We start from the raw sequence: 15120 nt of genomic DNA, 5'->3' as shown, positions 1-15120 counted from the left end.
GGTTCGGCGCCTGAGCACCCTCGGGATCTCTTCTGTCACGAGAGGGTAGCGTCTTGTCGAACGACATACCGAATGCCGTCACGCAAGTTCGTTCCCCGGCCCCGGAGGCGACAACGCGAGACAGCGGCCCGTCATCTGTCGGCGGTACGCGTGACGCGTTCTTCGACAACGCGAAGTACCTGCTGATCGTCCTGGTGGCCGTAGCGCATGCCTGGGAGCTCGTGGAGACCAGCCGCGCCACCAAGGCGCTGTACGTCCTCGTCTACACGTTCCACATGCCGGCGTTCATCATCATCTCCGGTTACCTGTCCCGGAGCTTCACCGCCCGGCCTCACCAGATCAGGCGCCTGGTTGGTGGCATCGCCGTTCCGTACGTCGTCTTCGAGACCGCCTATTCGCTGTTCAAGCGGTACGCCGACGACGCGCCCGACCATCCCATCAGCCTGCTCGATCCGTGGCTGCTCACCTGGTTCCTCGCCGCCCTGTTCATCTGGCGGCTCACCACACCGCTGTGGCAGCAATTGCGGCACCCCCTGGCGGTCGCGCTGACCGTCGCGGTGCTCGCCTCCGTCACCCCTGGCTTCGGCGACGACCTCAACCTCCAGCGGGTCCTGCAGTTCCTTCCGTTCTTCGTGCTCGGTCTGTGCCTGAAGGCCGAACACTTCCAGCTCCTGCGACGCCGGGAGATCCGGCTGCTGGCCATACCTCTTTTCGTCGGCGCGCTCGCCTTCGCCTACTGGGCGTCGACCCGCCTGCGGACCGAGTGGTTCTTCCGGCGCTCCAGCGCCCAGGAGATCGGGGAACCCTGGTGGACCGGCGTCGTCATGACGTTCGCGCTCTTCGGCTGTTCCGTGCTGCTGACGGCCGCCTTCCTGTCCTGGGTGCCGCGTCGGCGCACGTGGTTCACGGTGCTCGGCGCCGGCACGATCTGCGGCTACCTGCTCCACGGCTTCCTGACCAAGGGAGCGGAGTACGCGGGTGTCGTCGACACCTACACCTGGCTGAACGACCCGGCGGGGAAGGTCCTTCTCTCGGTCATCACCGCCGTTGCCGTCACCCTGTTGTGCACCCCGCCGGTGCGCCGTCACCTTCGTTCGGTGACTGAGCCGAACCTGGTCTGGGCCTTCCGCCCGGACCTGGCCGAGCGGCCGGCCAAGGGCTGAGCCACTCTCCTTTTTCCCCGCCGTACGGCGGCTGTGGCCGGCTGACGCCCGCCCAGCAGCGATGCCGCACAAGGCGAAGAACACCCCTTCCGGCCGCAGGAATGCCCGCGGCCGGTGGCGCGGCACGCCTGCCGCACCCCAGTCGGGCAATTGCCCTTTCACGAGAAGGCCAAAATCTGTGAGTAATATGCCGGTTGACGTCGTCCCGGATGTTTCGGTCATTGTCGGCGCGTACAACGCGATGCCCTATCTGACGCGCTGCGTGATGTCGGTGATGGAGCAGACGATCGGGCGCGGCAGTATCGAGCTGATCGCCGTGGACGACGGCTCGACGGACGGCACCGGCGCCGAACTGGACCGGTTGGCACAGGAGTTCCCCGACGTCATCCGTGTCGCGCGCCAGGCCAACTCGGGAGGGCCCTCGGCTCCGCGCAACATGGGACTGGAACTGGCCTGCGGCCGGTATGTGTTCTTCCTGGACGCCGACGACCACCTCGGCCCTGAGGCCCTTGAACGCATGGTCGCCATGGCCGACACCAACGGCTCCGACGTGGTGCTCGGCAAGATGGTGGGTGTCGGCGGCCGGGGCGCACCCCGCTCGATGTTCCGGCGCAACCAGCCGAGAACGGACGTCTTCACCTCGCGCGTCTACTGGACACTCAGCCCGCTGAAGCTCTTCAGACGCGAACTGATCGAGCGGCTCGGGTTGCGCTTCCGCACCGATCTGCGGGTTGGTGAGGACCAGCCCTTCGTCGCCATGGCCTACCTGCACGCCGCCGCGATCTCCGTCGTGGCCGACTACGACTGCTACTACTGGGTCGAACGCGAGGACGGGAACAACGTCACGCTGACCACCCGCGGAACACAGCCCAGACTGCGCTTCCTGCACCTGATGTCCGAACTGCTGGAACGGGAAGTGGAAGCAGGACCACGCCGGGATCTGCTGATCCGCCGCCACCTGGAGGTCGACCTCAACGGCGCCCTCGCCCACCTGGTGCGCGAGAACGAGCCGGACGTGCGCGAGACCGCCCTCGCCGGCGTCCGGCGCCTGCTCGACACCTGGTGCACCGACGAGATCACCGAGCGCCTGCCCGCGATGACCCGGCTGCGCTTCAACCTCGCCCACCGGGGGATGCTGGACGAACTGCGCACGGTCATCGACTTCGACAGATCCGGCCGTCGGGACAAGGTCGTCGTTGACAAGGGACGTGCTTTCGGGGCCTACCCGTTCTTCCGGGATCCCGCCGTGGGCGCCCCGGACGACTGTTACGACATCACCGGCCAACTGCCCGTACGCCACCACCTCGACGCGCTGTCGCTGAGCGGCAGATGGCTCGAAATCCAGGGCCATGCCTACATCCATCGCGTCGACACCCACGAGACGGGTACCGAAGTCGTCCTGCGGGAGCGCGAGAGCCGCACCGAGTACACCTTCCCCGCACCAACCACCGACACGGCGGACCTGACGACATCGGAAGGCGAGGGCCTGTACGACTACGACCGAGCCGGGTTCGCCGCACGGATCGACACCGCCACCGCAGCCGACGGTGGCCCCCTGCCCGCCGGACTGTGGGACGTCTTCCTCCGCGTGCGCAGCCAGGACATCGTCAAGGAAGCCCGGCTGGGCAACCGGCGGTCCCCGGACATCGACTCCCGTCCCCGGCCGCACCTGGTGCGGCTCGCCGAAGCACGGACCGAGATCATCACCCCCTACTTCACCAAGCCGTACGACAACCTCACCCTCGACGTCGGCCAGCGCAAGCACTCCGTGCGCCCGCACTGCACGATGGCCGGCGTCACCTGGGCGGAGAACACCCCCGGCGCTCTCGCCCTCGACGGCCGCATCGGCGTGAGGGACATCACCGCCGATGACTTGGTCGTACGGGCCCACCGCGAGGGCCGTACCGTCGAGCTCGACGCCTTCCAGACCGTGACCATCGGCGCCGGCGGCCGAGTCGCACTCCGCGTCGACCTCGCCCGCGCCCTCGCCGCCGGAACGCTGCACTGGGGCGACTGGCGGCTCTCCGTGGCCCTGCGGGTTCCCGGGGCGGAGGAGGTGCCCGTCCCGGGAGATCGCGCTCTTCCCACCTTGCGTTTCCGCCGCCGTGGCCTGCCCGCATACGCCAGACCGCTTGCCGGGCAAGACCGCCTCACCCTGCGCCTGGGGACCGTCGACCCGGTTGCCGGCGTCCGACGGCGCCTTCGCCACGTGCTCAGACAGAGAAAAGCCTGACCCGGAAGTCTACTCTCACGTGACGGTAGACTCTGTCGGGTGAAGGCTCCGCGACGAGGAGGGCGACGATCATGGCGGGTGTGGCGGCGTGCCCGTCGTGCGGGGAGGCCGAGGACCTGCGCGGCGAACAGGTGAATGATGACATCAGGATCACCTGCCTGAGCTGCACGGCGCAATGGATGCGCGGCGGCGCGCGCTGCGCGAACTGCGGTGGCCAGGACATCGTCCACCGCCCGCAGGCCATGACCCGGCACTCGCGCGGTACCCAGCTGTCCATCATCGGCTGGCGCGAAGTCCCGCTGTGCCGCCGTTGCGACGCCGAGGCGCTGGAAACGTCCATCTCCCAGAACACCCCCGTACCCAGCGACTACGTCGCCGCCTGCCTCGGCGTCGCCCAGAACTCGCCGGCGGCTGCCGCGCCGCAGGCAGGCGCGCCCGCTCCCGCCCCGACCCCGAAGCGTGCTCCCGCCGCCGCGGCGAACCCGGCTGGGCCCGCGAAGAGTTCACCCGCTCCGCACGCCCCGGCCCGCCCTCGACAGGCCCGGCCTAAGGCCGCGCCGTCGCCGTCGCCGTCCATGGTGCCCACCGTCCGGCAGGCCATCGCCGCCTTCATGGGCGAGTCCTCCGGGCAGGCCGATGCCACCGCGATGCTGCTGCTGGGCACCCATCTCGGCTCCCACAACCGGCTGACCGTGCTGGACGAGGACGGCGCCGCCGACCGGCTCACCCAGTGGAGCCTCGGGCACTGGGGTGACGGCGGCGACCGCGCGCAGCGGTGCCTGAGCACGATCTGCCGGGCCGTCGACTTCTGGGGCGCCCGCGGCTGGCTCACCTCAGACCCGGCCGCCGGCCTGCGCTGAGGAAGACCGGAAGCATGGAGGGTCTACCTGGGGGCTGCCGCACCGAGGGGCCCTGTCTGCTTCACACCAATGCGACTCTCACGTTAGGTTAGAGATGAAGGGTCGGAACGCCGCCGTTCGTCCCGCCTCGGGCCACAGAGGCGGGGCCGCGGGGTCGTCGGTCCGAAGCGGCCGTCTTGCCGCAGCCCGCGAGGCCACCTCCTGTCTGACGCGCAGGTCTCGCGGGCCCGCACACCCCCCGGCGCGGGTGCGGGTCGCATTCCCGGCGCCGCCTGATCGGTCCGTCCCGAGTGCGCAAGGAGTCCGCATGCTGTCCTCGACCCCGTCCCCCGACACCGGATCCGGCACGGACGGGCCGGAGACTGAGCGCCTCCTGGCCGCCGCCGTACGCATCGCCGACGCCCTCCCGGCCGGCGCCCCACTTTGGCCATCGTGCGAAGCTGGAACCTCGGAGACCGGGAGCGGGCCCTGCTTCTGCGGACACGTCTGGCCGAACACGGCATCCGGAGCACGGAATTGAGCCCCGTCCCCGAGGCCGGTGAGCGTGGCGGCCCAGACCGCGGCGTCCGGCGCCCGGTCGTCGACCTGCTGGTGCACGCCGGAGGACCCCATCCGGAGCAGGCCATGCGGGCCGCGGCCCTGTGGCAGCTGCCGCTGCTCATCGACCGCCCCGCGGGGCGGTCGGGCGGCGAGCTGAACACCTTCGGAGCCCATCGCAGCCCCATCATCGGCATCCATCTCTCCGACGGCGGCTTCGGCGTCGCCGTGCGCGAGACCACCTTGGTCTCACTACAGCCGCACCCGGGCAACGCCCGCCTCATCCTCGGCAACGAGAAGATCACCGTACCCGGCGACCTGCCCCTGCGCATCACCCTGACCGAGCAGGGGCTGCTGGAGGCGCGCAGTGACTCCTTCGGCAGGCGCCGCATCCGCCGCCTTCGCTTCGAACGCGCCTGGGGCGCCTATCGGTTGGACGTGGACGGCGCCCCCGCCCGCGACGTGCGCGCCCCACTGCGAATCGAGGCCCTGCTCGGCCGCCTGCACATGCTGCACCCGTGAGGGCACGCCGACGCGCCGGGGCGAGGTCGGGCGGGTGACTCATCGCGGGGCGGGCGCAGCCACGGCCTTCCGGCCCGCACGGGACGGCTCCGGATCCGCGAGGCGGCACGTCACCAGTCGCTCGCCGACACAGTCGGCCTGCCTCCGCCGGGCGCACGGCAGACGGTGAGATCGTTTTGGAACGCACCGAATCAGGGCGGTGACTCGGCCTGGCTGGGGACGTATCCCGTCGAGGCGGTGACCGCGGTCTTCCACCGCGCTCCGCTGGACGGCGGTGGCTACGAATGGCTTCCTCAGCCGTCCACGGAGACCTGGTAGTGCTACTGAGTCCGCGCACGTGCGCCGGCCAGGACGGATTGGGGGCCGCGTGTTGGGGATCTTCCTGCTGGAGACGACCGACGGCTCCTAGATGATGCTCGCCGCGATCCGTGCGACCCACACGGAAGGTGGCGACGTAGCGTTCGAGTATGTCGACGCCCGGGGCCATCACTCGCCCGTGCTGCAGTGACCAGGACTCACCGCCGCACGGCGTCACCGAAGAGGTGACGGGCACCGCAGGCGGCTGATCGGCACGCGGCCGGATGGCATCGAGGGGCACGGGCCGCCGTAGCCGTGCCCTCGTCGGGTACTGCGACCGCCGACGCGGCTCAGGCGCCAGAGCGGGCGTCGGCCTGCAGGCGGCGGCGGAGTGTGGTGGCGAAGTCCTCGGCCATCTCCAGGCGGGCCCGCAGGGTCTCGCAGCGGGCGTCGGCCACCTTCCGGTAGGAGTCGAGCCGCTCCCGCAGCCGCTCGCGCTCCTCGCCGGCGGGCGGGTCGTCGGTGACGGCGAGGCGGTCGGTGATGTCCAGCAGGTCGCGCATCTCCTCCAGGGAGAAGTCCAGCGGCTTCATCCGGCGGATCACCATCAGGCGCTCGACGTCGGACTCCGTATACAGCCGGAAGCCGCCCTTGCTGCGGGCCGAGGGGATCACCAGGCCCACTTCCTCGTAGTGCCGGATGGTGCGCAGAGACAAACCGGTCCGCTCGGCCACCTCGCCGATCTGCATCTGCCGCTGATCCGTCATCGCCCCATGATCCCCTTCGTTGTTTTCTTCGATTTTCGAATCCGTAAAGCAACCCACCTTACGTGAGATGAATCACGGGATCTCGGCGGGTATTTACCTGTGTTTCACAAGCCGCAAGTCGCACTCTGCCCTCACGTCAGGGTAGAGTCTCTACGTGTTCACGGTCGCCGTCGAGAGTGACGGCAGGAGTGAACGCCATAGCGTGGGCCCCGACCGGGCCCCGATGGCATCCGAAGACTTCCGGGCCATGATGCCCGACCGGCAGCCGGACGGCTGCCTTGCAGATCGGCTGGGCCCCGTTGAAGTGGCCGGGCCGCCGAGGATTCCGCCTCACTCGTGCGCGGAGTCGTGTACGACGTGGACGCGTCCGCCATCTGCTGGCGCATCCGCCTGAACAGAAACGGTTGCATGTCCTCACTGCTGCCCGCAGCCCCGAAGTTCCGCCTGTCCAAGCCCGACTGGCTCGACTCCCCGAAGGTCCTGCGCACCGAGGTGCTGGCCGGCCTGGTCGTCGCCCTGGCCCTGATCCCCGAGGCGATCTCCTTCTCCATCATCGCCGGTGTCGACCCGGCGATCGGCCTGTTCGCCTCCTTCACCATGGCCGTCGTCATCTCGGTCGTCGGCGGACGCAAGGCCATGATCTCCGCCGCGACCGGCGCGATCGCCTTGGTCATCGCCCCGCTCAACCACGAGCACGGTCTCGGCTATCTGATCGCGGCCGTCATCCTCGCCGGCGTCTTCCAGGTGATCCTTGGCGCGCTGGGTGTGGCCAAGCTCATGCGGTTCGTGCCGCGCAGCGTCATGGTCGGTTTCGTCAACGCCCTCGCCATCCTGATCTTTATGGCGCAGGTGCCGGAGCTGCACGACGTGCCGTGGATGGTCTACCCGCTCGTCATCGGCGGTCTCGCCCTGATGGTGTTCTTCCCGAAGGTCACCAAGGTGATCCCGGCCCCGCTGGTCTCCATCATCGTCCTGACCGTGATCACCGTGGCGGCTGCGATCGCGGTGCCGACCGTCGGCGACAAGGGCGCGCTGCCCTCCTCGCTGCCCGTGCCGGGGCTGCCTGACGTGCCCTTTACGATGGACACGCTGACCACCATCGCCCCGTACGCCTTCGCTATGGCGCTGGTCGGTCTGATGGAGTCGCTGATGACGGCCAAGCTCGTCGACGACATCACCGACACCCACTCGGGCAAGACCCGCGAGTCGATCGGCCAGGGCGTCGCCAACATCGTCACGGGCTTTTTCGGCGGCATGGGCGGCTGCGCGATGATCGGCCAGACGATGATCAATGTGAAGGTGTCCGGCGCGCGCACCCGCCTGTCGACCTTCCTGGCGGGCTCCTTCCTGATGGTGCTGTGCATCGTCTTCGGCCCGGTCGTCTCCGACATTCCCATGGCCGCCCTGGTCGCCGTCATGATCATGGTGTCGTTCGCGACCTTCGACTGGCACTCCATCGCTCCGAAGACCGTCAAGCGGATGCCGCTCGGCGAAATGACCGTCATGGTCGTCACCGTCGCGTGCGTGGTCGCCACCCACAACCTGGCCATCGGCGTCGTGGTCGGCTGCATCACCGCGATGGTCGTCTTCGCCAAGCGCGTCGCGCACCTGGTCAACGTCTCCGGCGTCGTCGACCCCGACGGCAACCAGGTCGTCTACGCGGTCACCGGCGAGCTGTTCTTCGCCTCCTCCAACGACCTCGTCTACCAGTTCAACTACAAGGACGACCCGGACGATGTGGTCATAGACCTCTCCGACGCCCACATCTGGGACGCCTCCTCCGTCGCCGCCCTGGACGCCGTCGAGACCAAGTACGCCCAGCGGGGCAAGAAGGTCACCATCATCGGCCTGAACAAGCCCAGCGCCGACATGCACGAGCGCCTCGCCGGCCAGCTCACCGGCAGCCACTGACCGGACCGGCCGCCCGCCCTTCCCCGACACGGAGGTGGCGGGGGGAGGGCGGTCTTTTGCGCCGCCTCGACGCCGCTCCTTGGGGACGAGGAAGCGGCCGGGAAAAGGAACCCTGAGCCGCACCGCCAAGCCCTTCAGCACCCGCGGCAACACCGCAGCCGCGCCCGCCGGCCCCGCACCCGGCGGGCGTTTCCACGGCTGGCGCATCGTCGCCTACAGCGCCCTCGCGATGGCGATGACCGGGCCTGGCCAACCACCGGTGTCTCGGTCTTCATCGATCCCCTCATCACCGACCTCGGCATGAGCCGCACCCAGGTCTCCACCGCCTACCTCACCGGCACCCCCATCGGCGCCTGCGCCATGCCCCTGGTCGGGCGGATGATCGACCTCTACGGGCCGCGCCGGGGTGATCGCCGTCATCGGCGTCGTCTTCGCCGCGATCCTCATCGCCCTGTCCTTCGTCACCGGCCTCGTGGGTCTCACGGCCGGGTTCGTCGGCATCCGCATGGCCGGGCAGGGCGAGCTGTCGCTGGTGGCCACGACCACGGTGGCGTACTGGTTCGACAAGCGCCGCGGCCTGGCCCTGGGCATCACCGGCGCCGTCGGCACCGCTGGTATCTCCCTCGCTCCGATTCTGATCGAGCGCCTGGTCGCCGAGTACGGCTCAGGCATGGGCCATCGAGGGCATCGCCATCTGCGTGGTCGTGCTGCCGCTGGCCGTGTTCGGCATCCGCAACCGGCCCGCCGACCTCGGCCAGCACGTCGACGGCATCGCCCCCGACGAGGACACACCCCGGCCGACGCCCCGCTGACCGACTGGCCGCTACGCAAGGCCCTGCGCACGAGACCTTGCCGCGCTGCCAGCCCTGGCGGCACTTGCTGTACTGCTGGCCAGATCACCCGGCTCGGCCAACGACGGTTAGTCCATATGCGGACACGGGGGGAAGGATGCCGTCGCTACCCTCGGGCAGTTCGGCCGGCATGCCAAGCTCTAGCTAGGCGGGTCATGCTGATTCGTGGTGCTGTGGCCCGAAGCGCGCAGAGGCGGTGTGTGGGCCGCGGCTCACGTCTCCTCGGTGATCGAGCAGACAGCGGAGGGGTTGTAGCCGTTCCGGGCCGCCCCGTGTTCAGCACGTTGCTCGTGCAACGCTTCTTGCGGGTTCTCCGGGCTGTCCGCCGGATCTGTCCTTCCGGCATTCTGACGTCCCCGCGTGCTCCAGGGACAGTGCCGAGATCGGCGGTCAGTCGCAAGGGGTGCTGGTGGCGCAGGTGGCTTCCCGTGATGTCACGCGAAACGGTGCATCGGGGAGGCGTGCCGGCTACGGGGCGGGCGTGCCGTCGGGTCCACTCGACTCCGTTGTGCGGGGGCGGCGGCGGAGCACGGACACGCCGCCGATCAGCAGGGTGGCGAAGAGGACGGTCACGGCTGCGGGGCCGGTCGAGTCCAGGGCGTCGGCGAGGGTCCGCTGGACCGTGCCGGCGGTGTCGATGACTGGATCCTGGGTGGCGGGGGCGCGATGGACGCGGATCTCGTACCAGCCGTAGTAGGCGACGTACGCGCCGACCAGGAGCAGCAGGCCGCCGCCGGTGCGGGAGGCGACCGAGCCGAAGCGGCGCAGACGGGCGACGCGGGCGGTGCGGGTGAGGGCGACGGAGAGAGCCGCGGTGCCGACGATCAGGCCCATCCCAGCCGCGTACGCCGTGAACAGGCTGATGCCTTCGAAGGTGGATCCGCTGCGGAAGGCGGAGACGACGATGGCGAGGAACGGGGCGATGGTGCAGCCGAGGGAGGCGATGGCGTAGGCGGCGCCGAACAGGGCCATGGACGGCAGAGAGCGGGTGACGTTGGGAGCGCGGCGGAGTCTGGGGAGCAGGGCGGGCAGGTCGCGGCCGGCCAGGAGCCAGCCGCCGATGAGTGCGAGCAGGAGCCCGAAGCCGATGGTGAACCACGGCAGGTGTTGTTGTACCTGCCCGGCGACCGGGGTGATGGCGAGGCCGAACAGGGCGAACACGGCGGCGAATCCGGCGGTCATCGCGGTGGTCGCCACCAGTGCGCGGGTGACGGCGGCCATGGGGGTCCTCCCGCTCGAGCGAAGCCGAGAGTGGGGGAGGGTGGGTGTGTCGTCGCCGAGGACGAGGAGGGAGAGGTAGGCGGGCAGGAGGGCGAAGCCGCACGGGTTGACGGCGGCGAGCATGCCCGCGGTCAGGGCGAGCCCGAGGGGCAGGTCGGACATGGTGGTTCAGCCGACGAGCGGGCTGAGCTTGTCCGTGAGTCCCTTGCCGGCCGGGAGGCTGCCGGTGAAGACGGTCTTGCCGTCCTTGTCGAGGATCACGTAGATGCTCTGTTGGGTGATCTCGAACTTCTTCCAGATCTCCCCGGGCTCGTCGGAGAGGTTCGGGAAGGTGCCGACCTTGGTGTCGGTGACGAAGTCCTTCATGGCCTGGGGCTTGTCGAGTCCGGCCACCCCGACCACATTCACTTTGCCCTTGAACTGGTCGGCGACCCTGGCGGTTTCGGGGCCCTGGGCTTTGCAGGTGGGGCACCAGGGGGCCCAGAACCACAGAACGGTGGGCTTGCCCGTCAGTGTGGCCGCGTCGAAGGGCTTGCCGTCCACGGTCGTGCCAGTGAACCGGAGCGCCTCGGGGACCGCTGACGTTCCGGATCCGTCCTGTGCCGCCGTCGAGGAGCCGGGAGCTGAGGGACTGGATGCCGCCGCGGCGCCGCTGGAGGTCGTGTCGTTGTCCTGGGTGCCGCAGCCGGCCAGGCTGAGTGCGGCGGCGGCCAGAAGAGTCGGAAGCAGCAGGCGGGCACGCATGAAGGGCAACTCCTGGTGGTCGTCAGTCGGCTGAACTGTAAGCGGAGCCGGGGGCGGTCGGGCTGGGCGGCGGTGCTTACAGTTCGGTGACGTCAGCCCGCGTCCTGCGAGGTGAGCGCACCTCGGCCGAGTGTGTGGAGCACGTCGGCATCTCCCAGCCGCGGGTCTCCGTACACCTGTCCTGTCTCGTCGACTGCGGTTATGTCACCGCACGCCGGGACGGCAGGAAGCTGCGTTACTCCGTCGGCGACCCTCGGGTAGCGGACCTGCTAGTCCTCGCCCGCGCGCTGGCCGCGGACAACGCCGCCGCCCTGGACTGCTGCCCCCGCATCCCCGGGAAGGGGCAATAGCGATGACGCGCCACACTGTCGGCGCCGGCACTGTCGAGCGTCCGCAGAGGCACGGCCGAGCAGGCGCCGCACCCGCCCGATATGGGTTCGGTACGTAGTTCACGTCCGGTCGGCGATCAGGGCGTCGGTGAGTTCCCGCAGGTCCTGCGCGCTGTACGTCGGCTGGGACATCGACTGCGGATAGACGGTCGCGCCACGCCGCAGCCACGCGCCGCGCAGACCCGCCCGCAGCGCGCCGTCGATGTCCCAGGGGTGCACCGCGACCAGCAGGGCCTGCTCCGGCCGCACCTCTACTTGATCAACGGCGTACCGGTACGCGGCCCTTGCGGGCTTCCAGCACCGTGGCCCGCGCACGTCCAGCAGTTCCTCGAACAAGTCCACCAGCCCCGCCTTGGCGAGCAGCCGCTCGGTCAGCGTGTTACTGCCATTGGTCATGGTCACCAGCCGGAACCCGGCATCGCTCAACTTCCGTACGCCGTCCGGGACATCGGGGTGCACCTCCAGCTCGGCGAAGCCGTCCAGGACATGCCGGGCCGCAGCCTCGACGTCCCCGGCCCACCCCTTGACGCCCGGCAGCAGGGACCGCAGCCCGTCCAGGGCGACGGACGCGAAGTCTGCGTACGCCCCGGCGGCCGTCATCGCGAACCCGTCCCGCAATACCCCGGCGAACCAGGTGGGCATCAGATCCGCCGGCGCTCCGACCTCCTCGAAGCGGACCCGCAGCGGGGTGAGATCGCTGAGCGTCTCATTTACGTCGAAGACCAGGACCCGCAGATCCTGGGCGCCGTCGTCGGACATGGTCTCCTCCCGTCACGCTGCGCTGCTCGCCTTGTGCGGTCGGCACCACTCAATCGCGGTCAGTCAGGGTGTGTCATCCCGCGAGCGTGGGGCGCCACGCAGGCGCCGGGCTGTTGCCTGGTGCACCTGTCATGGGGGAGAGGGCTGCCGCATACCACCGAAGTGTGCGCGTGCCGCTGGCGGCTGTGTGCCGGATGACGGTGGAACTCGACTGGTGGCGTGCTTTGCGCGGAGTGGCTCTGCACGACGTCTGGATTCCCGGCGCGCTGTGCGCCGGCACGCGGGGCCACCCCGGCGGAAGCTCGGGGCCGGTGTCAGCTTCCTCTGCGGCCAATCTGAGCACGCTCGGGGATCAACAAAGGACCTTCCTCGCGGGGTGGGCGCACGAGGACCCGGCGCGGTGCGGGACATGCGGAAGGCCCCGACTCTGAAGCTGGCGCCTTCTGGGTGTGGATCAGGCGTCTTCCTCGTCCAGCGCCTTCAGTACCTCAGGAGGAAGCGTCGGTCCGTGCGACACTGACACCGTTCTCATCATCGGCGGGGTGTTGGCCTTCCGCAGGGCGGCCATCTCGTCCGGCCCACTCACTTCGAAGTTGCACAGGTAGCAGCCGAAGCCGTTCGCGGAGTAGTGCGTGTTCGTGGCTGTCCGGCTGGCCGGCTCGAACGTGAGGAGTCCCTGACCGCCGCAAGCCGGGCATTCGCCACCCGAGGTCTTCAGGACGACGATGCCGTCCTTCAGGAACTCTGTCGGCCGGACGAACCACTCCTCCTTGCGGGGCTGGGGCGCCTTGAGAGCACCCTCCTTGACCTCCGCCGGAAGGCCGACGAACCGGTCTTCGAAGGCGTGTCGGGCTTGGGTGATCCGGAGCTGGACGTCGCGGAAGACCTGGTCCTCCTGCTCGTTGACGGGCGGCCTCGACCGCGTCCGTCCACCGTTCCCAGAAGGCGTCCAGCGGCTCGCCGAGATCACCAAGCAGCGTCGCGACCGTTGCTCCGGGTGTTGAGGTGCCGTCGAAGGGACGGGGGATCCGTCGGTCGGCTGTGGTCCGCCAGTCGGGCGAGTCGGTTGAGGTCGGCGGTGATGTGGCTGATCCAGGGCCAGTGCCAGGCCAGGCTGGACGACCAGCTCGAGGCCATCGGTGAGGTAGACGGCGAGGTCGGCGCCCAGGTCGCCGCTGGCGACCCCTGATCGCGCAGCTTGCCTTTGTGTCCTGTTGTGCTCGGCCGGGATCAGGTTCGGGGTGTTGCGTGATTGAGCATGTCCTACGGTTCCTGAGCGGTGGAGGGATAGGGAGCGGAAGGATGGATGGGTGCTGTCCCGGGGTCGTGGTCTGACTCATGATTTCTCTGACCGAAGTGTCTCGATCACACGGTGTCGGCCGTTGGCCGGGGATGGTGCGTTGTCGGTGCCGGGCCGGCGGGGTGTGTCCCGATAGGGGCCTGCCGATTGTTGTGGCGTCCTCACGATTCTGACCGTCTGACGCGGCCCGGTACCGGCAACGCGACACGTCATCGCACCGGAAGGGAGGAACGGGACGGGCATGTCCAGTTCGACCGTGCCCAGTACGTCGTCGGCTCCGCGAACCCGTCGCCGCCCTGCGGGGGAGGTGGTGCTGGGAGTGGATACGCACCGGGATGTCCACGTCGCTGCGGTGCTCTCCGTGTCAGGGGCAGTCCTGACCACCGATGAGTTCCCGGCCACCGCGGCCGGCTCCCGCGATCTGCTGAAGCGCGCCAGGAAGTGGGGAACCGTGAGGAGGGCCGGAGTGGAGGGGACCGGTTCATACGGAGCGTCGTTGTCCCGCTATCTGCTGGCCCAGGGCATAGACGTGTTCGACGTGAATCGGATGGACCGTGCGGATCGCCGGCGGCGTGGCAAGTCGGATCCGCTCGATGCCCAGAACGCGGCGCGAGCCGTGTTGAGCGGGCGGGCCCGCGCCCGGGCCAAATCGGGCGATGGGCCGGTGCAGATCGCGAGAATGTACAAACTCACGAAGGCGTCGGCCGTCAAAGCCCGCACCCAGACCATCAACCAGCTCAAGGCCGTCCTCGTCACCGCCGATCCTGCCTTGCGGGAAGAACTGGCCGGACTGGGCAATGCCGAACTCTTCCGTATCTGTGCACGGTTCGCCTACGCGAGCAGTCGCGAGGAGGTCGGCGAGGAGTCGGTGCTGCAGGCCACTCGGATCACGCTGGGGCTGCTGGCATCCCGGATCGGCCAGCTCTCCGAGCAGATCCGTGAGGTGGATGCTCGTCTGGCCCGGCTCGTGAAATGCCACGCCCCGCAGCTGCTCGACGTGGTGGGGATCGGTCCGGACACGGCGGTCGCTCTGCTGATCAGGTGGGGGACAACCCGGAACGGCTGGCCAGCGAGGCGTCGTTCGCCGCGCTGTGCGGCGTCAGTCCCGTCGAGCGTACCTCGGGACGCCGGCAGTTCCGTCGCCTCAACCGTGGTGGCGACCGTCAGGCCAATGCTGCGCTGCATCGCATCGTGTTCACCCGTCTGCGGGTCGACCCGCGCACTCAGGACTACTACGAGCGGCGGATCAAGGAGGGCAAGACTCGGCGTGAAATCGTCCGTTGTCTCAAACGCTACGCTGCCCGGGAGGTCTTCCACCTCGTCAAACAGCTACGGCCAGCACCCCGCTCAGTGCCTGTTTTCGATCCCCGGTTTTGAGTAGCTTTGGGCTCTAGGCTGGCTGGGTGTCCGGGGGCGCCGGGGAGGTCGGGGAACGGTTGTGTGCGGGCTGTGGTGAACGGCTGCGGCCGGACGCACGGCCCGCTGCTGTGTACTGCTTGGCGGTATGTCGTTCCAGGCAGTGGCGTCGGGATCGCCGGTTGCGCAAGCGGGTGGCCGCTGAGTTGA

The 15120-nt window shown here is 69.2% G+C and carries 12 protein-coding genes and 1 pseudogene; 7 read left to right on the top strand and 6 right to left on the bottom strand.

The window, feature by feature from the left end; translation table 11 throughout:
• Positions 1–53 precede the first annotated feature (53 nt).
• From ACYVMZ_RS34840 to ACYVMZ_RS34825, 4 genes are all read left to right on the top strand, one after another.
• Positions 54–1163, top strand: coding sequence for an acyltransferase family protein (locus ACYVMZ_RS34840; protein WP_461086879.1), 1110 nt, complete (start codon positions 54–56; stop codon positions 1161–1163).
• Between the two features lie 187 nt (positions 1164–1350).
• A complete protein-coding gene (locus ACYVMZ_RS34835) occupies positions 1351–3396 on the top strand; it encodes a glycosyltransferase (protein ID WP_461086878.1) in 2046 nt (681 codons plus the stop codon).
• 71 nt (positions 3397–3467) lie between these two features.
• Positions 3468–4256, top strand: a complete 789-nt coding sequence (locus ACYVMZ_RS34830; protein WP_461086877.1) for a hypothetical protein — start codon at positions 3468–3470, stop codon at positions 4254–4256.
• A gap of 432 nt (positions 4257–4688) precedes the next feature.
• On the top strand, positions 4689–5315 hold the full coding sequence (locus ACYVMZ_RS34825) for a hypothetical protein (protein WP_461086876.1): 627 nt from the start codon (positions 4689–4691) through the stop codon (positions 5313–5315).
• Between the two features lie 647 nt (positions 5316–5962).
• Here ACYVMZ_RS34825 and ACYVMZ_RS34820 read toward each other — a convergent pair.
• Entirely contained in the window at positions 5963–6379 is a 417-nt protein-coding gene (locus ACYVMZ_RS34820; protein WP_356659079.1) for a MerR family transcriptional regulator, read from the bottom strand.
• 408 nt (positions 6380–6787) lie between these two features.
• On the opposite strand from ACYVMZ_RS34820, the gene ACYVMZ_RS34815 reads away from it, so the two are divergent.
• A complete protein-coding gene (locus ACYVMZ_RS34815; protein WP_461086875.1) occupies positions 6788–8290 on the top strand; it encodes a SulP family inorganic anion transporter in 1503 nt (500 codons plus the stop codon).
• A gap of 213 nt (positions 8291–8503) precedes the next feature.
• Here the strand turns inward: ACYVMZ_RS34815 and ACYVMZ_RS34810 are convergent, their stop codons facing one another.
• The 3 genes from ACYVMZ_RS34810 to ACYVMZ_RS34800 form a co-directional block, all read right to left on the bottom strand.
• Positions 8504–8737: a hypothetical protein gene (locus ACYVMZ_RS34810; RefSeq protein WP_461086874.1), complete on the bottom strand. Its 234-nt coding sequence runs from the start codon at positions 8735–8737 to the stop codon at positions 8504–8506.
• An 872-nt stretch (positions 8738–9609) separates the two neighbouring features.
• Positions 9610–10524 carry a cytochrome c biogenesis CcdA family protein gene (locus ACYVMZ_RS34805; protein WP_461086873.1) on the bottom strand — a complete coding sequence of 305 codons (915 nt, stop codon included), beginning with the start codon at positions 10522–10524 and terminating at the stop codon, positions 9610–9612.
• A 6-nt stretch (positions 10525–10530) separates the two neighbouring features.
• On the bottom strand, positions 10531–11106 hold the full coding sequence (locus ACYVMZ_RS34800; protein ID WP_461086872.1) for a redoxin domain-containing protein: 576 nt from the start codon (positions 11104–11106) through the stop codon (positions 10531–10533).
• An 86-nt stretch (positions 11107–11192) separates the two neighbouring features.
• Here ACYVMZ_RS34800 and ACYVMZ_RS34795 point away from each other — a divergent pair, with 86 nt between their 5' ends.
• Positions 11193–11456 (top strand): ArsR/SmtB family transcription factor, encoded by a 264-nt coding sequence (locus tag ACYVMZ_RS34795; RefSeq protein WP_461086871.1) that lies wholly within the window; start codon positions 11193–11195, stop codon positions 11454–11456.
• Between the two features lie 99 nt (positions 11457–11555).
• Here the strand turns inward: ACYVMZ_RS34795 and ACYVMZ_RS34790 are convergent, their stop codons facing one another.
• A complete protein-coding gene (locus ACYVMZ_RS34790; RefSeq protein WP_461086870.1) occupies positions 11556–12254 on the bottom strand; it encodes a haloacid dehalogenase type II in 699 nt (232 codons plus the stop codon).
• A gap of 454 nt (positions 12255–12708) precedes the next feature.
• A complete protein-coding gene (locus ACYVMZ_RS34785) occupies positions 12709–13224 on the bottom strand; it encodes a hypothetical protein (RefSeq protein ID WP_461086869.1) in 516 nt (171 codons plus the stop codon).
• Positions 13225–13810: 586 nt separating this feature from the next.
• Here ACYVMZ_RS34785 and ACYVMZ_RS34780 point away from each other — a divergent pair.
• Positions 13811–14931: pseudogene (locus tag ACYVMZ_RS34780) on the top strand (IS110 family RNA-guided transposase).
• Positions 14932–15120: the final 189 nt, after the last annotated feature.

The sequence above is a fragment of the Streptomyces deserti genome, from assembly GCF_054782695.1.
Note: the sequence above shows the minus strand (reverse complement) of the source record. Positions and strands in the feature narration are given on the sequence as shown.